Origin of the sequence: Amycolatopsis sp. NPDC049159 (assembly GCF_040648295.1) — a bacterium.
GTDB lineage: Bacteria > Actinomycetota > Actinomycetes > Mycobacteriales > Pseudonocardiaceae > Amycolatopsis > Amycolatopsis pretoriensis_A.
This window is the reverse complement of sequence record NZ_JBEZDL010000019.1, coordinates 120,747-141,089: the sequence shown is the minus strand read 5'-3', so window position 1 is coordinate 141,089 and position 20,343 is coordinate 120,747. Positions and strand designations below refer to the sequence as shown.

Sequence of the window (20,343 nt, the reverse complement as noted above, 5' to 3'; positions counted from 1 at the left end):
GACAGAAATGAGCGTGGAGGCGGGCTCCCGGGCCCTGCTCGCCGGCGGTGACGTGGTGCTCGTGCGTCCGCTGCACCCGGCCGACACCGCCGAGGTGCTCGCCCTGCACACCCGGCTGACCCGGCAGGACACCTACTTCCGCTTCTTCGGCGCACCGTCCGGTTTGGACAAACTGGCTGCCGGGATGACCGTCGAAGCCGGCCCCGGCCACTACGCGGTCGGCTGCTACCGCCGCGGTGAGCTGCTCGGCGTCGCGAACTACGAAGTGCTGGAGGGTTCCACCGACGCCGAGGTCGCGCTCGTCGTGGACGCGTCCGTGCGCACCCAGGGCGTCGCGACCCTGCTGATGGAGCACCTCGTTTCCCACGCCCGCAAGACCGGGCTGAGGCGGTTCCTCGCCGAGGTGCTCGCCGAGAACGCCAAGGTGATCCACGTCTTCAAGGACCTGGGCCTCAGCTTCGAGGCCGGCATCGGCGGCCCCGAGCGCGACGTCGTCATGAAACTCGACGACGACCCCGCCTACCTGGAGGCCGTGCTCGAGCGCGACTCGGTCGCCGACGCGGCCAGCCTGGCGCACCTGTTCAAGCCCGCTTCGATCGCCGTGATCGGCGCCGGGCGGCGGCCGGGGTCGGTGGGCCACGCGGTACTGGCCAACCTGGCCGCCTCCGCTTACCGAGGTCCGGTCGCGGTGGTGAACCCGCACGCGCGCGTGATCCTCGGCGTGCCGAGCGTGCCCACCGTCGCGGAGCTGAGCCGCACCCCCGAACTGGCCGTCGTCTGCCTGCCCGCACCGGCCGCCGCCGAGGCGGTCGAAGCGTGCGGGCGACGCGGTGTGCGGGCGATCGTGATCATCTCTTCCGGGCTCACCGGCACCGAACACGGCGACCGGGTCCACGCGGCCGTGCGCGAGTACGGCATGCGGCTCGTGGGCCCGAACTGCCTCGGGGTGGTCTCCACCGACCCGGCGTGCCCCTACGACCTCACCTTCCTCGCCACCCGGATCCGGCCGGGCACCATCGGCGTGGTCACCCAGTCCGGCGGCGTCGGCATCGCCCTCGCCGAATCGCTCGACGACCTCGGCCTCGGCGTGTCCACGCTGGTCTCCACCGGCGACAAGTACGACGTCAGCGGCAACGACCTGCTGATGTGGTGGACGGCCGACCGCCGCACCGAGCTGGCGGTGCTCTACCTCGAGTCGTTCGGCAACCCCCGCAAGTTCAGCCTTCTGGCCCGCCGGCTGGCCAAGACGCGCCCGGTGCTCGCCGTCCGGTCCGGCAGCGGCGACACCGCCCAGCGCGCGGCCGCCTCGCACACCGCCGCGGCCGCGACCCCCGCTGTGACGAGGGACGCGCTCTTCGAGCAGGCCGGCGTCATCGCCGTCGACACCGTGGCCGAGCTGGTCGACGTCATCGCGGGGCTGTCCTGGCAGCTGCTGCCGGGCGGACCGCGCGTGGCCGTGGTCAGCAACGCCGGTGGCGCCGGGGTGCTGGCCGCCGACGCCTGCGAGCGCGAAGGCCTGGTCATGGCGGAGCTGTCCGACGACACCCGGGCCCGGCTCGCGAAAGTCCTTCCGCTCGAAGCGGCGGTGCGCAACCCGGTCGACACGACCGCGGCGGTCGCGCCCGGGGTGTTCGCCGACGCGTTGCGCGCGGTCCTGGCCGACGACGGCGTCGACGCGGTCATCGCCGCGACCGTACCCACCGCGGTCGGCGATCCCGGAACGTCGCTCGCCGAAGTGCTCCCGCCCGAGTACAAGACCGTCTTCGCGGTACGTCCCGGGCAACGCGCCCGCGTCGCGCCGCTGGTGCCCGGCACCGGGGTGACCGCCTGCTACGACGACCCCGCCGCGGCCGCGGCCGTGCTGGCCCGGCTCGTCCGCTACGAGCAGTGGCTCAACCGGCCCGAAACCGGGGAAGACCTGACACCGCTGGAAGAACCGGACGCCCTGCGCGCGTTCGCCGCCGGGCGCGGAGGCTGGCTGCCGCCCGCGGATGCCGCCGAACTGCTGCGCCTGGCCGACATCCCGATGGTGGAGACCCACTACGTCGAAGCCGGCGACTCGATGGCCGCCGCGGCCGCCGACGTCGGCTCGCCGGTCGTGCTGAAGGCCGACGCCGACGGCCTGCTGCACAAGACCGCCGGCGGCGGCGTGCTGCTGAACGTGCACGGCGCCGACCGGATCCTGGAGGCGTTCCGGACCCTCCGGTCCCGCTTCGGGGCCAAGCTGCGCGGCGTGACCGTCCAGCCGATGGCCGAACCCGGCCGTGAGCTGCTCGTCGGCGTGCGGTCCGACCCGGTGTTCGGGCCGCTGGTCGTGTTCGGCCTCGGCGGCGTCGACACCGACCTGATCGCCGACCACGCGGCCCGGCTGGCCCCGCTCACCGGCACCGACGCCGACCTGCTGCTCGACGGACTGCGCTCCTCGAAGGCGCTGTGGGGTTCCGGGCAGCTCGACCGCGCCGCCGTGCGCGACCTGCTGCTGAAGGTCAGCCGGCTGGCCGAGCTGGTGCCGGAGCTCGCCGAACTGGACCTCAACCCGGTGCGCGTGCGTGCCCGTGACAACCGAGACTCCGCCCCGGGCTGCCTGGCCCTCGACGTCCGCGCCCGGCTGGAGCCCTCCGCCGCACCCGACCCGTTCCTGCGCCGGTTGCGGGACTGACTTCGCCAGGAGGAATGCCGTGCGTGTGCTGACCCTGAACCCCGGCTCGTCCAGCATGAAGGTGTCGCTGATCGACAACGGCACGGGCGTCGGCTGGGCGGCCTGGGACCTGAGCGTCCCGGGCGCGATCGCCCAGGCGATCGGCCGGTGGTCCGAAGTGGACGCCGTCGCGGTCCGGTTCGTCCACGGGGGCTCGCAGAAGGACCCGGCCCAGGTCGACGACGCCCTGCTCGCGAACCTGGAGCGGCTCACGACGCTGGCGCCGAACCACCAGCCGCTGTCGCTGCGGGTGACCCGCGAGGTCCGCCGCCTGCTCCCGGACGTCCCGGTGGTCGCCTGCTTCGACACGGCGTTCCACGCCCGGATGCCCGAAGCCGCGGCGCGGTACCCGCTCCCGCGGGCGTGGACCGCGCAGAACCGGTTGCGCCGCTACGGTTTCCACGGCCTGTCGTGCCAGTACGCGCTGCGCCGGACCGGCGAGTTGCTGGGCCGGGTGCCGGCCGGGCTGCAGGTCGTGTGCGCCCACGTCGGTGCCGGGGTGTCGGTGACCGCGATCCGCGACGGCCACGGCGTCGACACCAGCATGGGGTTCACCCCGCTCGAGGGCGCGATGATGGCTACGCGGTCGGGTTCGATCGACCCCGGCCTGCTGCTGCACGTGATACAGACGGCGCCGATGAGCCCGGCGGAGATGGCCGACGCGCTGTTCCACCGCTCCGGGCTGGCCGGCATGACCGGCACCGACGGCGACCTGCGCCGGGTACTGGCCGCGGCCGCGCGCGGCGAAGAGGACGCCGCGGTCGCTCTCGACGTCTACCGGCACCGGCTTCGCCGCGAGATCGCCGCGGCCGCGGCCAGCTTGTCCCGGCTGGACGCGCTCGTGTTCACCGGCGGTGTCGCCGAGCACCAGCCGGAGCTGATCACGTCCGTGCTCGACGGACTGGGCGTGCTCGGCCTGCGCGCCGGTGCGGTGCCGCACACCGACGTGGACCGGATCATCTCCCGCGTCGGCTCGCGCGTGCCCGCCTTGATCGTCCGGCCCCGCGAAGACCTGGAGCTGGCCCGCGGCGCCGAAGCGGCGCTCGCCCGAGTGTCCGTGAGGTGACCCCGTGCACGTCCTGCTGACCGAAGCGTCCTTCGGCGACGCCGATTTCCTCGTCCAGTCCCTGCGGGACGCCGGCTGCCTGGTCAGCCGCTGCCACAGCCGCGCCGGGCTCTGCCGTGCCCTCGCGGTCGGGGGCCGGTGCCCGCTCGACGAACCGTTCGCCCAGCCCGACCTGGTCGTCGACGTCCGCGGCCAGGAAGCCGAGCTGACCGCGCGCGAGTTCGGCGTCGTCTGCGCCGTCCGCGACCACGTGCCGATCGCCCTGGTCTCCCCGGACCCGTGCGTTCCCGCCGAAGTGCCATCGGGCCTGGAGAACCGGGTCACCGTGATCGACGTCGACGGCCTGCTGGCCACCTGCCGGGCCGCCACGAGACACCTCGGCGTCCCCTCGAGCGGATGACCCGGCCCGCGTTCCGCTGGGACGTCTCGTCCCGGGCCGTCCTCGGCGACGCGTTGGCCAGGCTGGGGCCGAACCGGTGCGTCGCCGAGGTCCGGCCGGACGAAGTCGTGCTGACCGAGCCGCCCACCCGCCGCGAGCGTGCGGGCAACGCCGCTCTGCTCGAATGCGGCGCCGCGCTCTCGACCACCTGGACCGTCGTGCGGGTGCTGGGCCGCGACCCGGTCGTGGCCTTCCCGCACGACCCGGACCGGCCCGACGTCGCGGCCGTGGTCCGGATCGGCGGCCCGCGTCCCGCCTCGAGCGGGGAATGGGGGCGTTACACGGCGTTGCGCGAAGTGGCGGAGCCGGCGCGCGGCACGGTATTGCGGCCGGTCAGCCTCGCGCTGCTCGGCGCGGTGGCGGGCGACGACTTCTGGCCGGACACCGAGGTCCGGGTCGTCCGCCCCGCCTGGGTGCCGACGCTCGAGGGGCTCGGCGCCGACCTCGCCGGCCGGTCGGCCCTGCTCGTCACGACGCCCGGCCACAGCCGCCGCCACCACGTCCTCGCCGGGGCGGCCCTGCACGCGACCCGGCTCGCCGCGGCGGTGCGGGGGCTCGCGTCCGAGCGCGTCCCGCTGGCCCACCAGGCGATCGCCGAACGGTCCCGCCACGCCGAAGTCCTGCCCGGCGTCCCGCAAGGGCTGCTGCTGGTCGGCCTCGCCACCCCGAAGCGAAGGAAGGCATGATGACCACCCACCTCAGGACGAAACCGCCCGTCGCGGAGGAGCCCGCGGTCGACGCCCGCGAGCCGGTCGCCCGGCTGCTGCGCGACCTGCGGACGGCGCCGACCGGGTTGACAGCGCGCGAAGCCGCGCGCCGGCTGCAGGTGAGCGGCCCGAACGCGTTGCCCGCGCGGAGTGGCCACCAGTGGCCGCTCGCCCTGCTCCGCCAGCTGATCCACCCGCTGGCGCTGCTGCTGTGGGTGGCGGGCGGGCTGGCGTGGGCCGCCGGGACGACGAACCTGGCGATCGCCATCGCCGGCGTCATCCTGCTCAACGGCCTGCTGGCGTTCGTCCAGGAGCAGCAGGCCGAGAAGGCGGTCGAGGCGCTGGGCAAGTACCTGCCGGACCGGGCGCCGGTGCTGCGCGACGGCCAGGTGTGGCACGTGCCGGCGACCGAGCTCGTCCCGGGAGACGTGCTCGTGCTCGAGGAAGGCAACCGGGTGCCGGCCGACGCCCGGCTGATCGACGGCACGGTCGACGTCGACGCGTCGATGCTCACCGGCGAGTCGGTGCCGGTGACGCGGATGGCCGACGCGCACGACGACGCGACGCGCGCGCTCGACTCCCCGGTCCTGGTGTTCAGCGGCACGGTGTGCGTCGCCGGGGCCGCCCACGCCGTCGTCCACGCCACCGGGCGCCACACCGAGATCGGCCGGATCGCGTCGCTCTCGGCGCGCGTCGGGCGGGAGGAGAGTCCCCTGGAGCGGCAGGTGCGCCGGGTCGCGTGGCTGATCGCGCTCGTCGCCGTCGTCGTGGGGATCGGGTTCCTGCCGCTGGGCTGGCTGGCCGGGCTGTCGTGGTCGGCGGCGTTCGTGTTCGCGATCGGCCTGCTGGTGGCGAACGTCCCCGAGGGGCTGCTGCCGACGATCACGCTCGCGCTGGCCGCGGGCGTGCGGTCGATGGCGAAGGCGGGTGCGCTGGTCAAGCGGCTTTCCGCGGTCGAGACGCTGGGTTCCACGACGGTGATCTGCACCGACAAGACCGGGACGCTGACCCGCAACGAGATGCGTGTCGAGGAGATCCGGCCGGCGGGGGAGGAGGGGCCGCTGATCGCGGCGCTGGCTCGGTGCAGCACCGCCGACCTCGGTGGGGGCAGCGGCGATCCGACGGAACTGGCGTTGCTGCGCCACGCGGATTCCCACGGCGCCGATCTGTCCACCCGGGACGCGCTGAGGAAGACGTTGTACCCGTTCGACCCGCGGCTCAAGCGAATGTCCACTGTGGACACCGTCGGCGACGGGCTGTGGGTGTCGACGAAGGGCGCGCCGGAGCAGATCCTGCCGCGGTGCGTGCTGCCCGCCGGCGAACGGACCCGGCTGCTGGCCCTGGTCGACGAGATGGCCGGCCGCGCGTTGCGGGTGCTGGCCGTGGCCGGCCGCCCGGTCGAGGCGGTGCCGGCGGACCGGGAGGAGGCGGAGACGGAGCTGCGCCTGCTCGGCCTGGTGGGCCTGGTCGACCCGCCCCGCCCGGAGGTCGCGGCGGCGGTGGCGGACTGCCACACGGCGGGGATCAAGGTCCACGTGGTCACCGGCGACAACGGCCTGACCGCGGCGGAGATCGCCCGCCGGGTCGGAATCGGCGCGGACCGCGTGATCAGCGGCGAGGAACTGGCCGTCCTGCCGGAACCGGCGCTCGACGAGGCACTGACGGCCAACGGGGAGATCGTGTTCTCGCGCGCCGCACCGGAGGACAAGCTGCGCATCGCGGACGCCCTGCGCGACTGCGGCGAGGTGGTGGCGATGACCGGCGACGGCGTCAACGACGCACCGGCGCTGCGCCGGGCCGACATCGGCGTGGCGATGGGCGTCGGCGGCACCGACGTGGCGAAGGAAGCGGCGACGGTCGTGCTGACCGACGACAACTTCGCGACGATCGTCGCGGGCGTGCGCGAGGGGCGCCGGGTCTACGACAACGTCCGCAAGTTCGTGCTCTACATCTTCGCGCACGCGGTGCCGGAGGTGCTGCCGTTCCTGCTGTTCGCGGTGTCGGGCGGGATGATCCCGCTGCCGCTGACGGTGCTGCAGATCCTGGCGATCGACCTCGGCACGGAGACGCTGCCCGCGTTGGCACTGGGCCGCGAACCGGCCGAACCGGGCTTGATGTCCCGCCGCCCGCGCCGCCGGTCCGAAGGCGTCGTCACCGGCCGGATGCTGCTGCGGGCGTGGGGGATCATGGGCCTGCTGTCGGGAATCCTGGTGCTGGCCGCGTACTTCGCGGTCCTGTGCGCGGCAGGGTGGCACCCGGGGGCGGACGTCTCGTCGGGGGCCCTGCACCAGGCGTACCTCGAGGCGACGACGGCGAGCTTCGCGGCGATCGTGTCCTGCCAGGTGGGGACGGCGTTCGCATCCCGGACCGAGCGGGTGTCCCTGCGTTCGGTGGGTTTGACGACGAACCGGCTGCTGCTGGGCGGCATCGCGTTCGAGCTGGTCTTCGCGGCGGCGTTGATCTACCTGCCCCCGCTGCAGGACCTGTTCGGAACGACGGCGCTGCCGGCGTGGGTGGTCGCGATGCTGCTGCCGATGCCCGTGCTGGTGTGGGGCGCGGACGAGCTGTTCCGGTGGTTCACCCGCCGTCCCGTTCGTGCGCGCTGAGTTCTGCCGGACAGGCTGTCAGGGAATCCGCTCGGCACTGGTCTCGACGCGCCCATCAGACGTACTCGGCGTCCGGTACTGGGCGAGGTGCTCCTCGCAAAGGTAGAGAGTCAGACCCTCGGGCGTGTCGAATCGTGATAGGCCACCCCAGGCTTCGTCGGGGTCGAGTTTGGTGAGCATCGCCTTCAAGGCGCGGAAGTCGGCGTCCGTGTTCGCGCGCAGATCCGGCCGGCTGTCGGGAGACGAGCCACCGGGAAGCGATCGGTCGTGGTCGATGTCTTTCGGCAGCTGTGCGATCAGCTCCTTCATGAGGTCGCAATCCGCCTTCGTCTGCTGGCTCAGCACGTCAACGGTGATGCCGAGCACCGGGCCAGCCAGCGGTGCCGCGTGTTTGAGCACCCGGACGAGGTGGCCGAGGTAAGGACCGAGCTTGGCGAACCACTCGCGCGGCTGCGTAATCGGGTAATTTCCGAGGGGGTCGGGCAGACGGTGCCAGGAGCCCGGCTCCTCGCAGTACAAGTGAATCTCGTACGCGGCACCAGTAACCCGTGCCCGTCGGGTCGGCACCACCGCGAAAACGCTGGGGCATCTAGCCTCCTGCTGCTGCTGGGCGAGCCGCTGTAGTCGCAAGAACATGCGTTGAGAGAAATCGCTGTGCTCCTCAAGTCGATCACCAAGCTGGTCCAATGTCCTCGCCAGCCGCTCGATACTCTTCCCAGTCGTGTCGCGTTCGGACGGAGCCAGGCCGAGCACCAATTCCGGCACCGAAACCGATTCGCCGGAGCGATGACACTCGATCTCATACCTCGGTGGCGTGCGAGAAAGCCGAGCTTGCAGGTTGTCATAGTCGAACAGTTCGGGACAGCCTTCGGCACAGCGACACGGCACCCGGCGGGTGATGTGGAGACCGGGGAAGCGTTCCAGGGTCAGGTTCAACCCGTCATCCAGGACCATGAAAAACCCCACCGGCGCAGGTCCCCGGACCGCCAGCTCAACGCGATTGCGCTGGCGGTCTGCGCTGATCAACGCGAGATGGCTACCGTCCCCGTGCGCGAGCAGCGCTCCTGTTCGCCAGTGGGTGTCGCGACTGAATCTGTGTGACCTCGCGATGAACCACGTGGGAATGCCGGGTGGGGTGGTGTTCAGCTGGTAGATGACCTTGATTTCACGGCAGCCGACCTGGCGCCTGGCCGCCTCCCACTCCTGCTCGTACGCTGGCGGATCCCATTGCAGTCGCTCGACGACGAGGCTGACGTCGCCGGTTTGTGATCCGTCCACGCGGTAGGACAGATCATATTTATCCATCATGCTGAGAAAGTGGTCACGGACGCCTTTGTCCAAGTCCCTCCACAGCTCATTGAGGTGTTGCCGGGTCAGCAGGCCGTGGCGGGCGGCGACTTCGCCACTGTCCAGGACCCGGCTGATGTAGTCGTTGACCCAGGCAGGACGCAGCACGACGATCTCACTGAGCTCGGGGTCGTCAGAGTAATAGAGGATGTCGCCGAGTTCGTGCAGGGCTCGGGCGATGAAGCTGTGACGCTGCGAGTCCGCCACCCCGGCGGCGGTCATCACGTCCCACATGTGGCTGGGTGTGACGTGATTGTCTGGTATAGCCCGCACAGCGTCGGCGGCCGTGAGCCAGGTGCTGGGCCATTCGGAGCCCATCAACGGGAGCTGGGCTGCTTGTCGGGCAAGCAGCTCTCGTAGCTCTGCGATGCCTTGGCGGGAAGCGTTGTCAACCTGGCGGCTGTCCACGATCCGCGGATACTTCGAACGCAGCTCCGTTAGCGGGAGGTCGACGGGCCTGCCATGGATGTGGGTGGCGACCAGCACGATCGGCGATTCCGGTGCGCGGGCGGTGATGATGTCCAGCCAGTAGTGTAGTTTCCCCTGTTCCCAGCCGAGGCGAGAGTTCCATAGCAGAACGAACAGTGAGCGATTGGTCAGGAAGAATTGATGAGTCGCGTGGTATATTTGTTGCCCACCGAAGTCCCAGGTGCTCAGCTGCATCCGGGTACCGTCCCGGTCGGGGTGGTCGAGGGTCAGATCTCGGATCAACAGACCATGTGTCGAGGGCTCGTCCGGATCGTGTGTGTCTTTAGCCAGTGCTTTGACCAGGGAAGTCTTTCCGATGCCACCCTCGCCGACGATGAGCAGCTTGGACAGCCATTGGGCTGCGCTCCCGATCGCGCGCTCTCGGAGAAAGTCCAGTACCGACCGCGAACCGCCGGCGGTTATTTCCGGGGGAGGGCTGATCAGCGGATTTCCGGTCACCGCGAGTTCGGTCAGCCGCGGTAGGTCGACCAGGCAGTCGGGGAGGGCGTGCAATTCGTTGTCTGCCAGTTGGAGTGTTTTAATGCGTTTGATTTCGCCGATACTCTCCGGGAGGGACTCTATCCTGTTGCCGCTTACGTTCAGGGTTTCGAGCCGATGTAGTTTTCCGATGGTATCCGGGAGGGCGGTCAAGGTGTTTTTGGAGAGGGTGAGGTGAGTCAGTTCGGCGAGTCTGCCGATGTCGGGGCCCAAGTTCTTGAGCTGGTTGTCCGAAAGCTGGAGGGTTCTGAGGCTGGTCAGTCCGCCGATACTGGTGGGCAGATCGGTGAGACGGTTGTCGTTCACCGACAGTAAGATGAGGTCCTGTAGGCTGCCGAGCGCGGCCGGGAGTGATGCGAGTTGATTTTCTGACAAGTGCAGATGACTGAGGTGATGTAGCTTTGTGAAGTTGCTCGGCAGTGCTGAAAGTTCGTTGGAAGTCAAATAAAGGCGCCGAAGCTGTTTTAGGCTGCTGAACCAACCTGGCAATTTTCTCAGTTGGCATTCTGTCAGGCCAAGGTAGGTTAGTGCCTGAAGTTTTGCGATGCACGAGGGGACTTCTTTGAGAGGATTCTCGTCGAGATAAAGTGAGCGCAGGTCGGAGATTTCACCTAGCCAATCGGGAATTTCTTGGAGCTCGTTCTTCTCGAGGCGCAATGTGCTGATATTTGGTAGGTTGGGAAACCTGGGCGGCAACTTTCGAAGCTTGTTGTTGTGTAGCCACAGAAGATTAAGTCCGTCGAGGTTTTCTAGCCACGAAGGGAATTCTGCCAAACGGCAACTGCCGATCCCGAGAGCGGACAGTGTGCTCATCTCGCCTAGCCATTCTGGCAATTCGTGGAAGGGGTTGCTGTCGACATAAAGATGCGTAAGTTTGAGTTTTCGGAGGCATTCAGGTAACTTGACCAAGCGGTTATCGTTGAGCCAAAGTATTCTCAATTCGCCCAGTTCGCCTAGCCAGTTCGGTAAACTTTCGATTTGATTTTCGTGTAGATGTAGGGTCTTTAGGCTGGTGAGTGTGCGTACCCATCCAGGCACCTTGCCCAAGCTGCAGTGGCCGATACCCAGCCTCGTCAAGTCGGTCATCTCCGCCAGCTGTTCAGGTAGTGTGGCAAAGCGATTACCGTCGAGGCCCAAGGAGGTGACTCCGGGGGGTAAGGCTGGCAGTTCAATCAGCTGGTTTCCATCCACGACCAAGGATGTCAGCTGGGTGAGTTCACTCATCCAACCTGGCAATTTCTCGATCTGGTTGTCATCGAGATCGAGTCGAGTTAGCCTCGTCAAGCCCCGGACCCAATCCGGGACCATCGGCAGTCGTAACTTCCCGAGGCCCAGCTTCGTCAACGTCGTGATGGCACCGATCCAGTCCGGCGGGGTATCCAGACGGTTGTCATCAATGTCCAGCTCGGTCAAGGGAAGGTCGCCCAGCCATCGCGGCAGGTCAGTCAGACGGTTGCCGTGTAGACGGAGCTTCGTGAGTTCCGTCAGATCGGCGAGCCAGTCCGGCAACTCTGTTAGCCGGTTGCCGTCAAGATCGATGTGCGTCAACCGCTTCAGGCTGGCAAGCCACTCCGGAACACTAGAGAGTCGACAGGTTCCAATGCGAAGGGTGGTCAGACCCGTCATTGAGCCGATCCAGTCGGGAAGGGTAGACAGAGGATTCGAGTCGATGAACAACTCTCGCATGTCCATATTGCTGAGCCATCGAGGAAGCTCACTCAACCGGTTCTCGTCGATCTCGAGCCGACGTAGTGAAGTGAGACCACTCATCGAATCCGGTAGACGGCGCAACCGGTTGCGCCCGAGGTTCAGCTCAGTCAAGGGCAGAGCGGCGAGCCAGTCAGGGAGTTCGCGGAGGTAGTTGCCGTCCAAGTCCAGCTTTGTGAGGCTCTCGACTTCCGCCAGGCGCTCGGGGAGTTTGCCGAGTTGGAGATTACTGAGATCAAGAGTCGTCTCACCTCCTGCGAGTGCTCGATCGATGCGGAGGTCAGCTTCGTAGGCACCCACAGTCATGACGCCCAGTCAACCACGATGACCACCGTGGTTTTCGGACAATTAGTGGACACTGCCGAATCCGGTTTTCCGGATCATTGGTCACATCGTCACGAGACCTCTATTGCTTCGAGACCTGAACAGGAGTCAGGCGGTTCGCGGCTTCCGGGGTGATGACCACGACCGGGCACCGCGAGAACCGCACGCACTCCCGCCCGACGCTGCCCAGCACGAGATCCGCCATCGCCCCGCCGCGGTGGGTGCCCAGCACCAGCAGGTCCGCGTCCGCCGACGCGGTCACCAGCTCCGTCGCCGGGTCGCCGTGCACCGTCCGGGTCTCCACCGTGGCCGCCGACGAGATGCCCAGTTCCCGCATGTGCTCGTCGAGGGAGTAGCCCGCCTCCGGGACCCGGCCGTGCGGCTGGATCGTGAACGACGTGCCGGGCAGCAGCGTGTCCCGTGGCCGGACGAGGATCGCGCGGACCGTGTCGCCGGCGTGCGCGCCGATCTCGAGCGCCCACCTCAGTGCCGCGTCGCCGCGGGGCGTCCCGTCCGTTCCGACGACGATCACGCGTCCGATGCTCATGGCTGCCTTCTTTCTCTCCGGTGACGCCCTGATCGTGCGACCGACGCGGAGACCCCGGTAGGGGCCGAATTCCGCCGGACCGAGGGACTTTGTGCTCCGGTGCGCGCGCCCGCCGCGGACTCACCATGGCTTCGGCGGAGCGCCCGACTCCGCGCACGGGAGTGACCGCGATGACCGCCGCCGCACCGGCCGCACTGACCAGCGAACAGATCGGCGTCCTCGCCCGCGCGGTGAGCCGCGCGCCTTCGGTGCACAACAGCCAGCCGTGGCGGCTGAGCGTGCGCGGCACCGAGGTGGACCTGCTCGAACGCCGGGAGGTCGAGCTGCGGCGGCACGACCCGTTCGGCCGGGACCGGCTGTTCTCCTGCGGGGCCGCGCTCACCAACCTCGAACTCGCGGTCCGGGTCCTGGGCCGGGACTGCCACACCGCGTACGGGACCGACGTCGCGGCGACCGTGACGATCGGCCGTCCGCACGCCACGTCGGCCCGTGACTTCGCGCTCTACCACGCGATCAACCGCCGCCGCAGCCACCGGCGCCCGTTCTTCCACGGCCGGGTGCCCGCGGGGGTCCGCGCCGCTCTCGTGGCCGCCGGGGAGACGACCGGCGTGCACCTCGTCGAGCCCGGCCGCCTGGACAAGCTGGCCGAGCTGCTCGGCTTCGCCACGCGCGTGCTCCGCGACGACCGCGGTTACCAGCGGGAGCTGGAACTGTGGACCGCGCACACCCACGGCTGGGACGCGCTCGGCGACGGCGTCCCCGAGGACGCGCTGAGCCCGGAAGCCCTGCCGGTCGCGGGACTCGTCCGCGGCGGCACCCCGGTGCCGGACGACGTCGTGCTGGCCGAACGGCTGGCGGAAGAGAGCCTGCTGGTCGTCTGCACCGACCGCGACGACCGGGCCGATCACCTCGCCGCCGGTGCGGCGCTGCAGCGCACCTGGCTCACCGCGACGGCGAAGGCGCTGGTCGGCTCGGTGCTCACGCAACCCCTGCACCTGACCGGCTTCCGGGCACGGCTCGTCTCGGAGCTGGGCCTTCCCGGTGTCCCGCAGGCGATCTTCCGCTTCGGCTACCCCGCTGTCCCGGCGGCCCCCTCCCCACGACTTCCGCTCGGCGAGCTGTTCCCACCTCCAGGAGGATCCCGATGACCTACGTACGCGACCTGGCCGAGATCCGGCTGACCGACGACGAAACCGTCGGCGGCAAGGGCGCCAACCTCGGCGAGCTGATCTCGGCGGGGTTCCCCGTCCCCGGTGGGTTCGTCATCTCGCGCGACGGGTACTGGGCCGCGCTCGAGCAGGCAGGCGTCCGCGCCGAGGTCGCCGACCTGCACGCCAAGGCACTGGCCAATGTGGACGACGCGACGTTCCTGGCCGCGCAGTGCGACCGCATCCGCGACCTCGTCCGCGAGGCCGGGCTCACCGGCGAACTTCGTGCGGAGATCGCCAAGGGCTACCAGGAGCTCGGCGCGGCGACGCCGGTCGCCATCCGGTCCTCGGCCACCGGGGAAGACGGCGCGGAAGCGTCCTTCGCGGGGATGAACGCCACCTACACCAACATCTGGGGTGACCACGCGGTCGCCGAGCACGTCGTGGACTGCTGGACGTCGCTGTTCAGCCCGCGCGTCGTCAGCTACCGCGCCAGCCGCGGGTTCACCGGCGAACCCGCGATCGCCGTCGTCGTCCAGCGCATGATCCGTGCGGAGCGCGCGGGGGTCATCTTCACGGCGGACCCGCGCACCGGCGACCGCGACCGCGTGGTGATCGAAGGTGTCTTCGGCCAGGGCGAGGCGATCGTCAGCGGCGCCGTCGAGCCCGACACCTACGTCGTCGGCAAGCAGGAGCTGCTGATCCTCTCCGTCCGGGTCGGCAGGCAGACGCACAAGATCGTCGCGGGCGAGTCCGGCGGCGACGTCACCATCCAGCTGCCCGAGCCCGCCGGCGGCCGCCGCGTGCTCAGCGACACCGTCGTGCTCGAACTGGCCAGGATGGCCACCCGCGTCGAGGAGCACTACGGCGTGCCGCAGGACATCGAGTTCGCGATCGCCGACCACGAGATCTCCCTCGTCCAGTCGCGCCCGATCACGACGCTGCCCCCGCTCACGCCGGCGAGCACCGTCGCGCTGGTGACCGGGCTCGGCGCGTCGCCGGGTGAGGGCAGCGGCGCCGTGCGCGTGCTGCTCGACCCGGTGGAGGCGAAGCACCTGCGTGACGGCGAGATCCTGGTCGCGCCGATGACGAACCCGGACTGGGTGCCCGCCATCCGCCGGGCCGCCGCGGTCGTCACCGACGGCGGCGGGATGACCTGCCACGCCGCCGTGGTCGCCCGCGAACTGGGCGTGCCGTGCGTCGTCGGCACCGGGGACGCGACCCGCGTCCTGGCCGACCGCAGCCTGGTCACCGTCGACGGCACCCAGGGCGAGGTCCGGGCCGGCGCGGCCAAGCGCGAGGCCGTCCGCACCGCGCCGGTCACCGCACCGGTGGCACCGGAAGCGATCGGCACCAAGCTGTACGTCAACCTCGCCATGCCCGAGCACGCCGAAGAGGTCGCGGCGCAAGCGGTCGACGGCGTCGGCCTGCTGCGCGCGGAGTTCCTGCTCACCGAGGCGCTCGGGGGCCGGCACCCGCGGGACCTGCTCGCCAAGGGCGAGGAGCGATCCTTCGTGGACGAGATGGCCGAGTCGCTGCTGAAGATCACCAAGCCGTTCGGCACCCGCCCGGTCGTCTACCGCGCGACCGACCTGCGCACCAACGAGTTCCGCGGCCTGGCCGGCGGCGAGGAGTTCGAGCCGGTCGAGAGCAACCCGATGATCGGCTACCGCGGGTGTTACCGGTACGTCCGCGAGCGCGACCTGTTCGCCCTCGAACTGGAAACCCTGGCCCGGGTCCGGGAGCAGTCGCCGAACCTGCACCTGATGATCCCGTTCGTGCGCACCAAGTGGGAGCTGGAGGAGTGCCTCGAGCTGGTCGACGCGAGCCCGCTGGGCCGCCAGCGCGGCCTGCACCGCTGGGTGATGGCCGAGGTCCCGTCGGTCGTGCACTGGCTGCCCGAGTACGCGGGCATGGGCATCGACGGCGTTTCCATCGGCAGCAACGACCTCACCCAGCTGATGCTCGGCGTCGATCGCGACTCGGGCGTGTGCGCCGAACTGTTCGACGAAGCCGACCCGGCGGTGCTCGACGCCATCGAGCGGATCGTCCGCATCGCCCGGCACCGCGGCATCACGTCGTCGCTGTGCGGCCAGGCACCGTCGACCAAGCCCGGCTTCGCCGAGCACCTGGTGCGCTTCGGGATCACGTCGATCTCGGTCAACCCGGACGTCATCGGCAGCGCCCGCGCGGCGATCGCGTCGGCCGAGCGCCGCATCCTGCTGGAGGCGACCCGATGAGCCCGGCCATCGAGATCCGCGGGCTGCACAAGTCGTTCGGGCACACCCGTGCCCTCGACGGGCTCGACCTGAACGTCGAAACCGGCGAGGTGCACGGGTTCCTCGGCCCGAACGGCGCCGGGAAGACCACCACGCTGCGCCTGCTGCTCGGGTTGCTGCGCGCCGACGCCGGCGGAATGCGGCTGCTCGGCGGCGATCCGTGGCGCGACGCCGTCGCGCTGCACCGGCGGCTGGCCTACGTCCCGGGCGAGGTTTCGCTGTGGCCCAACCTCACCGGCGGGGAGGTCATCGACCTGCTCGGCCGGCTGCGCGGCGGTTTGGACCCGGTACGGCGCAAGCGGTACCTCGACCGGTTCGAGCTCGATCCGCGGGTCAAGGGCCGCGCGTACTCGAAGGGCAACCGGCAGAAGGTCGCCGTCGTGGCCGCCCTCGCCTCGGACGTCGAGCTGCTGCTGCTCGACGAGCCGACCGCCGGGCTCGACCCGCTGATGGAGGAGGTCTTCCGCGGGTGCGTCCGCGAGGAGCGCGAGCGCGGCCGCACGATCCTGCTGTCGAGCCACATCCTGTCCGAAGCGGAAGCCCTGTGCGACCGCGTGAGCATCATCCGCGGTGGGAAGCTGGTCGACTCGGGCAGCCTCGACGACCTGCGCCACCTCACCCGCACCACGATCACGGCCCGGTTGGCCGGCTCGCCGGACGGCCTCGCGACCCTACCCGGGGTGCACGACGTCGTCGTGGACGGCGCCGACGTCCGGCTGACCGTCGACACCGCCGCGCTGTCCCGGGTGCTCGAAGCGCTCGGCCGGTGCGGCGTGCAGAGCCTGGTCAGCCGGCCGCCGACGCTCGAAGAGCTGTTCCTCCGGCACTACCGCGCCGAAACCGCCGCGGAGGCGGTGCCGGTATGAGCGGCGCCCTCGCCGGCACCGGCGCGCTGGCGCGGCTCGCGCTGCGGCGCGACCGGATCCGGCTGCCGGTGTGGATCGTCGTGTTCGCGGCGACGGCGGCGTCCGCGGCCGCCGCGACGGCGGCGGTCTACCCGACCGCCGCCGACCTGCGCGCGGCAGCGGAGAGCATCAACGCCGTCCCGTCGCTGCGGGCGCTGTACGGACCGGTGCGCGAGGCGACGCTCGGGGCGACGTCGGTGTTCAAGCTGACCGCGTTCGGGGCCGCGCTGGCCGCCCTGCTGATGATCACCACCGCGGTCCGGCACACCCGGGCCGAAGAAGAGGCCGGGCGCCGCGAGCTGCTCGGCTCCGCGGTCGTGGGCCGCTACGCCGGGCTCGCCGCCGGGCTGGCCGTCACGGCCGGCGCGAGCGTCGCGCTCGGTCTGGTCACCGCGGTCGCGCTCGCCGCGACGGGGTTGCCGGTCGCCGGGTCGCTGGCTTTCGGGTTCTGCTGGGCGGGCGCGGGCCTGGTCTTCGGCGGCGTCGCCGCGGTGACCGCCCAGCTGACGAAGAGCGCCCGAGCCGCGTCGGGCCTGGCCGTGCTCGCCCTGGTCGTCGCGTACTTCCTGCGTGCGGTGGGCGATTCCGCCGGTCCTGCTTGGCTTTCGTGGGCCTCGCCGATCGGCTGGAGCGAGGAGGTCCGGCCGTTCGCGGGGGACGTCTGGTGGGTGCTCGTGCTCCCGGCCGGCACGGCCGCGGTGCTCGGCGGGGTCGCGGTGGCGCTGTCCCGGGTGCGTGACCTCGGCGCGGGCCTGCTGCCCGACCACCCGGGCCCGGCCGGTGCGGGGAGGGCGCTGCGGAGCCCGTGGGGCCTCGCGTGGCGGCTGAACCGCGGGACGCTCGCCGTCTGGGTGAGCGCGTACGTGCTGCTCGGGGTGGTGTGCGGCAGCCTGGCCGGCAACGTCGGCTCGATGCTGACGAACTCCCAGGCCCAGGCCATGATCACGGCGCTGGGGGGCGAGAAGGGGATTTCCGACGCGTTCCTCGCGGCGGAGCTGGCGATGGCCGGGGTGATCACGTCCGTCTACGCGATCACCGTACTGGCCCGGCTCCGGGCCGAGGAGCGGGCCCTGCGCGTCGAGCCGCTGCTGGCCGCCGCGGTGGACCGGCGCCGGCTCCTGGCCGGCTACCTCGTGTTCGCGGCCGCGGCGCCGGCGGTGCTGCTGGCCGCGCTGGGCCTGGCGGCCGGGCTCACGAACGGCGCCCACCTCGGCCGGGTCGGGCCCGAGGTGGCCCGGCTCGTCGGCGCGGCCTCGGCGCAGCTGCCGGCGGTCTGGGTGCTGACCGGGATCGCCACCGTCGTCTTCGGGTTGTTCGGCCGCGCGCTGACCGCGGCCTGGACGGCTTTGGTGGCCTTCCTGATGCTCGGTGAGTTCGGCACGCTGCTGAAGCTCGACCAGTGGGTGCTCGACCTGTCGCCGTTCACGCACTCGCCGAAGCTGCCGGGCGTGGCGGTGCACGCGACGCCGTTGCTCTGGCTCACCGCGCTCGGGGCCGCACTGGTCGCGGCCGGCGTCGTGGGGTTCCGCCGGCGCGACGTCGCGGGCTAGGACTCCGGAAGGGAAAGACCGATGGCCGATGGTTCTCGCGGTGCCGCGCTCAGCGCCGCCCGCCGCGCGTCCGCGCGCTACCGCACCAGCCCCTGGCCGGGGAAGCTGCACCTGACCGGGCATCGTGCCACCACGCGCCCCGCTCCGGTGCTGACCTTCCTGGGCGGGGACGGCTGCGCACGGTACCTCCTCGAGACGCCGGACGCGAAGCTGGTGATCGGGTGCGGGCTGTTCGCCGGCCCGGATGCCCGGTGGCGCCGCAACTTCTCGCCCGGTCCCGACGAGCTGCACGCGGCCGACGCGGTCATCCTGCCGGGCGCCGGCCTCGGGCAGGCCGGGTTCCTGCCGCAGCTGGCCGCCGAAGGCTGGCACGGCCCGGTGTTCGCGACGCCCGGGACGGCCGCGTTGCTCCCGATCGTGCTGGCCGACGCCGCCGCGCAGTTCGCCGAGGACGCGGAGCGGAGCCCGTTCGGCCCCGCGCTGCCACCGTTCCGGGCGGCGGACGTCACCCGGGCGGTCGCGCTCGTGCGGCCGGTCGAGTTCGGCACGCTCGGCCGGCTCGACGGCGCCGAGTTCGAGTTCGGCCGCGCGGGCGGACGGCTCGGGGCCGCGTGGGTGCGGGTCCGCGCCGCCGGCCGGTCGGTGCTGTTCGCCGGCCCGCTCGGCGCCGCCGGCCACCCGCTGCTGCGACCGCCGGACCCGAGGCCGCGCTCGGACGTCCTCGTGCTGGCCGCCCCCGGCCCACCCGGCGACGGCCACCTGGCCGGCCGGTTCGCGGCGGCGGTGCACCGCGCGGTCCGGCGAGGCGGCAGCGTCGTCGTTCCGGTGTCCGCGGCCGGCGGCGCCGAACTGGTGCTGACGACGGTGCGGGACCTCATGGCGGCCCAGGAGCTCCCGCGGCTGCCGGTCCTGCTGGACAGCCCGGCGGGCTCGGCCGGGATCGACGTCCACCGGCGGGCAGCGGCCGAACGGTGGCACGAAGTCCGTCGCGACGGTGTGGTGGGCGTGCCGCCTTCGCTGGTCGAGCGGATGCCGGACCGGTCGTCGCTCATCGTGGCCGGGCTGGAGACCGCCGACGCCGGTCGCGTGCTGCGGCAGCTGGAAACCCTGCTGCCGGATCCGCGCAACGGCGTCGTCCTGCTGGGGCACCCGGTGCCGGGGACGCGGGCCGCCGAGCTCGCCGGCGGGGCCCGTCAGCTGAAGATCCACGGCCGGTACGTGCCGGTCCGGGCGGAGGTGACGTCGCTGGGCGGAACCGGTGAGTTCGCCGGGCCGGCGGAGGTCCTGGAGTGGGCGAGCGCGACCCCGGCCCCGGAGACGGCGTTCGTCGTCGAGGGGGCGGAGGAGCCGTCGTCGGCACTGGCGAAGGCGTTGCACGCCGAGGCGGGCTGGTGCGCGGTGGTCCCGGCGGACGGTGAGCGGGTGCTCTGCTGAGCCGCTACCGGTCGAGGGTGAGCTGCTGCCGGTGGCAGGCGAAGTGCTGTGCCGGGTAGCGGTAGATGTCCGCCAACGTCATGTACGGCTCGAAGAACGGGTCCCAGCGGTCCGGGTAGTGCATCCCGCGTCCGAGGTCGGCTTCGGCGGCCCGTTCCAGGCTCCGGTGCAGCGAAGCGATGATGTGGTCGAGCCACGCGGCCGCGCGGCGGGGCCCGATCAGGCCGCCTCCGCAGGACCCCAGGTAGTTGACTACGTGGAAGGCGGGTGTGACCGCGTTCAGCGCGGCGGCGAACCGGCGGCTCACGGAGTCCGGCAGCCTGCCGAAGACCCGGACCAGGACCAGCAGAGCACGCACGATCTGATAGCCGAACACGAGGTGGAACACCAGCTGCCCATTGGTCCACCGGGTTCCGGCGGACGGCCGGCGCAGCTCGGCGGCGGTCGCGGTGGCCGCCAGTTCGTGGACGGTGGCCCGGTCCTGGTCCCACTGCTCGTGCACTGCCCGCCGATCCATGGTCCACCTCCGCGCGCCGTCGTCGAGCATCCCACGATCCGGGGAAGCCGGCGCCGGTCACGCGCACCCCGAAGGCCTTTGGTCCCTCCGAGACGTGACGCGA

Annotated in this window: 13 protein-coding genes; 10 read left to right on the top strand and 3 right to left on the bottom strand. The window is 71.0% G+C overall.

What is annotated here, in order from left to right; genetic code table 11:
* Nucleotides 1–7 precede the first annotated feature (7 nt).
* From AB0B33_RS32005 to AB0B33_RS31985, 5 genes are read left to right on the top strand one after another with little or no spacing between them, the layout of a single operon-like run.
* Nucleotides 8–2,659 carry a GNAT family N-acetyltransferase gene (locus AB0B33_RS32005; protein ID WP_360778456.1) on the top strand — a complete coding sequence of 884 codons (2,652 nt, stop codon included), beginning with the start codon at nt 8–10 and terminating at the stop codon, nt 2,657–2,659.
* Between the two features lie 19 nt (nt 2,660–2,678).
* On the top strand, nt 2,679–3,764 hold the full coding sequence (locus AB0B33_RS32000; protein WP_360778454.1) for an acetate kinase: 1,086 nt from the start codon (nt 2,679–2,681) through the stop codon (nt 3,762–3,764).
* 4 nt (nt 3,765–3,768) lie between these two features.
* The gene (locus AB0B33_RS31995; protein WP_247022277.1) at nt 3,769–4,164 is read left to right on the top strand and encodes a hypothetical protein; all 396 of its coding nucleotides are present in this window, start codon (nt 3,769–3,771) and stop codon (nt 4,162–4,164) included.
* On the top strand, nt 4,161–4,889 hold the full coding sequence (locus AB0B33_RS31990) for a hypothetical protein (protein WP_360778451.1): 729 nt from the start codon (nt 4,161–4,163) through the stop codon (nt 4,887–4,889). The genes AB0B33_RS31995 and AB0B33_RS31990 overlap by 4 nt, the downstream gene beginning before the upstream one ends.
* Nucleotides 4,889–7,516 carry a cation-transporting P-type ATPase gene (locus AB0B33_RS31985; RefSeq protein WP_360778448.1) on the top strand — a complete coding sequence of 876 codons (2,628 nt, stop codon included), beginning with the start codon at nt 4,889–4,891 and terminating at the stop codon, nt 7,514–7,516. The genes AB0B33_RS31990 and AB0B33_RS31985 overlap by 1 nt, the downstream gene beginning before the upstream one ends.
* Before the next feature lie 18 nt (nt 7,517–7,534).
* On the opposite strand, the gene AB0B33_RS31980 is transcribed toward AB0B33_RS31985, so the two are convergent.
* Together AB0B33_RS31980 and AB0B33_RS31975 are read right to left on the bottom strand one after the other, a co-directional pair.
* The gene (locus AB0B33_RS31980) at nt 7,535–11,842 is read right to left on the bottom strand and encodes a COR domain-containing protein (protein WP_360778445.1); all 4,308 of its coding nucleotides are present in this window, start codon (nt 11,840–11,842) and stop codon (nt 7,535–7,537) included.
* Nucleotides 11,843–11,942: 100 nt separating this feature from the next.
* On the bottom strand, nt 11,943–12,407 hold the full coding sequence (locus AB0B33_RS31975) for a universal stress protein (protein ID WP_360778442.1): 465 nt from the start codon (nt 12,405–12,407) through the stop codon (nt 11,943–11,945).
* Nucleotides 12,408–12,577: 170 nt separating this feature from the next.
* On the opposite strand from AB0B33_RS31975, the gene AB0B33_RS31970 reads away from it, so the two are divergent.
* From AB0B33_RS31970 to AB0B33_RS31950, 5 genes are read left to right on the top strand one after another with little or no spacing between them, the layout of a single operon-like run.
* Nucleotides 12,578–13,555: a nitroreductase gene (locus tag AB0B33_RS31970; RefSeq protein ID WP_360778439.1), complete on the top strand. Its 978-nt coding sequence runs from the start codon at nt 12,578–12,580 to the stop codon at nt 13,553–13,555.
* A complete protein-coding gene (gene ppsA, locus AB0B33_RS31965) occupies nt 13,552–15,795 on the top strand; it encodes a phosphoenolpyruvate synthase (RefSeq protein ID WP_360778436.1) in 2,244 nt (747 codons plus the stop codon). Before AB0B33_RS31970 ends, ppsA begins: the two co-directional genes overlap by 4 nt.
* Nucleotides 15,792–16,700, top strand: coding sequence for an ABC transporter ATP-binding protein (locus tag AB0B33_RS31960; RefSeq protein WP_360778434.1), 909 nt, complete (start codon nt 15,792–15,794; stop codon nt 16,698–16,700). Before ppsA ends, AB0B33_RS31960 begins: the two co-directional genes overlap by 4 nt.
* On the top strand, nt 16,697–18,289 hold the full coding sequence (locus AB0B33_RS31955) for an ABC transporter permease (RefSeq protein WP_360778431.1): 1,593 nt from the start codon (nt 16,697–16,699) through the stop codon (nt 18,287–18,289). The genes AB0B33_RS31960 and AB0B33_RS31955 overlap by 4 nt, the downstream gene beginning before the upstream one ends.
* A gap of 21 nt (nt 18,290–18,310) precedes the next feature.
* Entirely contained in the window at nt 18,311–19,723 is a 1,413-nt protein-coding gene (locus AB0B33_RS31950; RefSeq protein ID WP_360778428.1) for an MBL fold metallo-hydrolase, read from the top strand.
* 4 nt (nt 19,724–19,727) lie between these two features.
* Here AB0B33_RS31950 and AB0B33_RS31945 read toward each other — a convergent pair whose 3' ends face one another.
* Nucleotides 19,728–20,240 carry a DinB family protein gene (locus AB0B33_RS31945; protein WP_360778425.1) on the bottom strand — a complete coding sequence of 171 codons (513 nt, stop codon included), beginning with the start codon at nt 20,238–20,240 and terminating at the stop codon, nt 19,728–19,730.
* Nucleotides 20,241–20,343: the final 103 nt, after the last annotated feature.

Excerpts from the sequence above, each read along its gene's own strand:
- AB0B33_RS31945 (WP_360778425.1), bottom strand. The coding sequence starts at position 20,240 with ATGGATCGGCGGGCAGTGCACGAGCAGTGGGACCAGGACCGGGCCACC.
- AB0B33_RS31985 (WP_360778448.1), top strand. The coding sequence starts at position 4,889 with ATGACCACCCACCTCAGGACGAAACCGCCCGTCGCGGAGGAGCCCGCG.
- AB0B33_RS31950 (WP_360778428.1), top strand. The coding sequence starts at position 18,311 with ATGGCCGATGGTTCTCGCGGTGCCGCGCTCAGCGCCGCCCGCCGCGCG.
- AB0B33_RS31955 (WP_360778431.1), top strand. The coding sequence starts at position 16,697 with ATGAGCGGCGCCCTCGCCGGCACCGGCGCGCTGGCGCGGCTCGCGCTG.
- AB0B33_RS31990 (WP_360778451.1), top strand. The coding sequence starts at position 4,161 with ATGACCCGGCCCGCGTTCCGCTGGGACGTCTCGTCCCGGGCCGTCCTC.
- ppsA (WP_360778436.1), top strand. The coding sequence starts at position 13,552 with ATGACCTACGTACGCGACCTGGCCGAGATCCGGCTGACCGACGACGAA.
- AB0B33_RS31980 (WP_360778445.1), bottom strand. The coding sequence starts at position 11,842 with ATGACTGTGGGTGCCTACGAAGCTGACCTCCGCATCGATCGAGCACTC.
- AB0B33_RS31970 (WP_360778439.1), top strand. The coding sequence starts at position 12,578 with ATGACCGCCGCCGCACCGGCCGCACTGACCAGCGAACAGATCGGCGTC.
- AB0B33_RS31975 (WP_360778442.1), bottom strand. The coding sequence starts at position 12,407 with ATGAGCATCGGACGCGTGATCGTCGTCGGAACGGACGGGACGCCCCGC.
- AB0B33_RS31960 (WP_360778434.1), top strand. The coding sequence starts at position 15,792 with ATGAGCCCGGCCATCGAGATCCGCGGGCTGCACAAGTCGTTCGGGCAC.
- AB0B33_RS32005 (WP_360778456.1), top strand. The coding sequence starts at position 8 with ATGAGCGTGGAGGCGGGCTCCCGGGCCCTGCTCGCCGGCGGTGACGTG.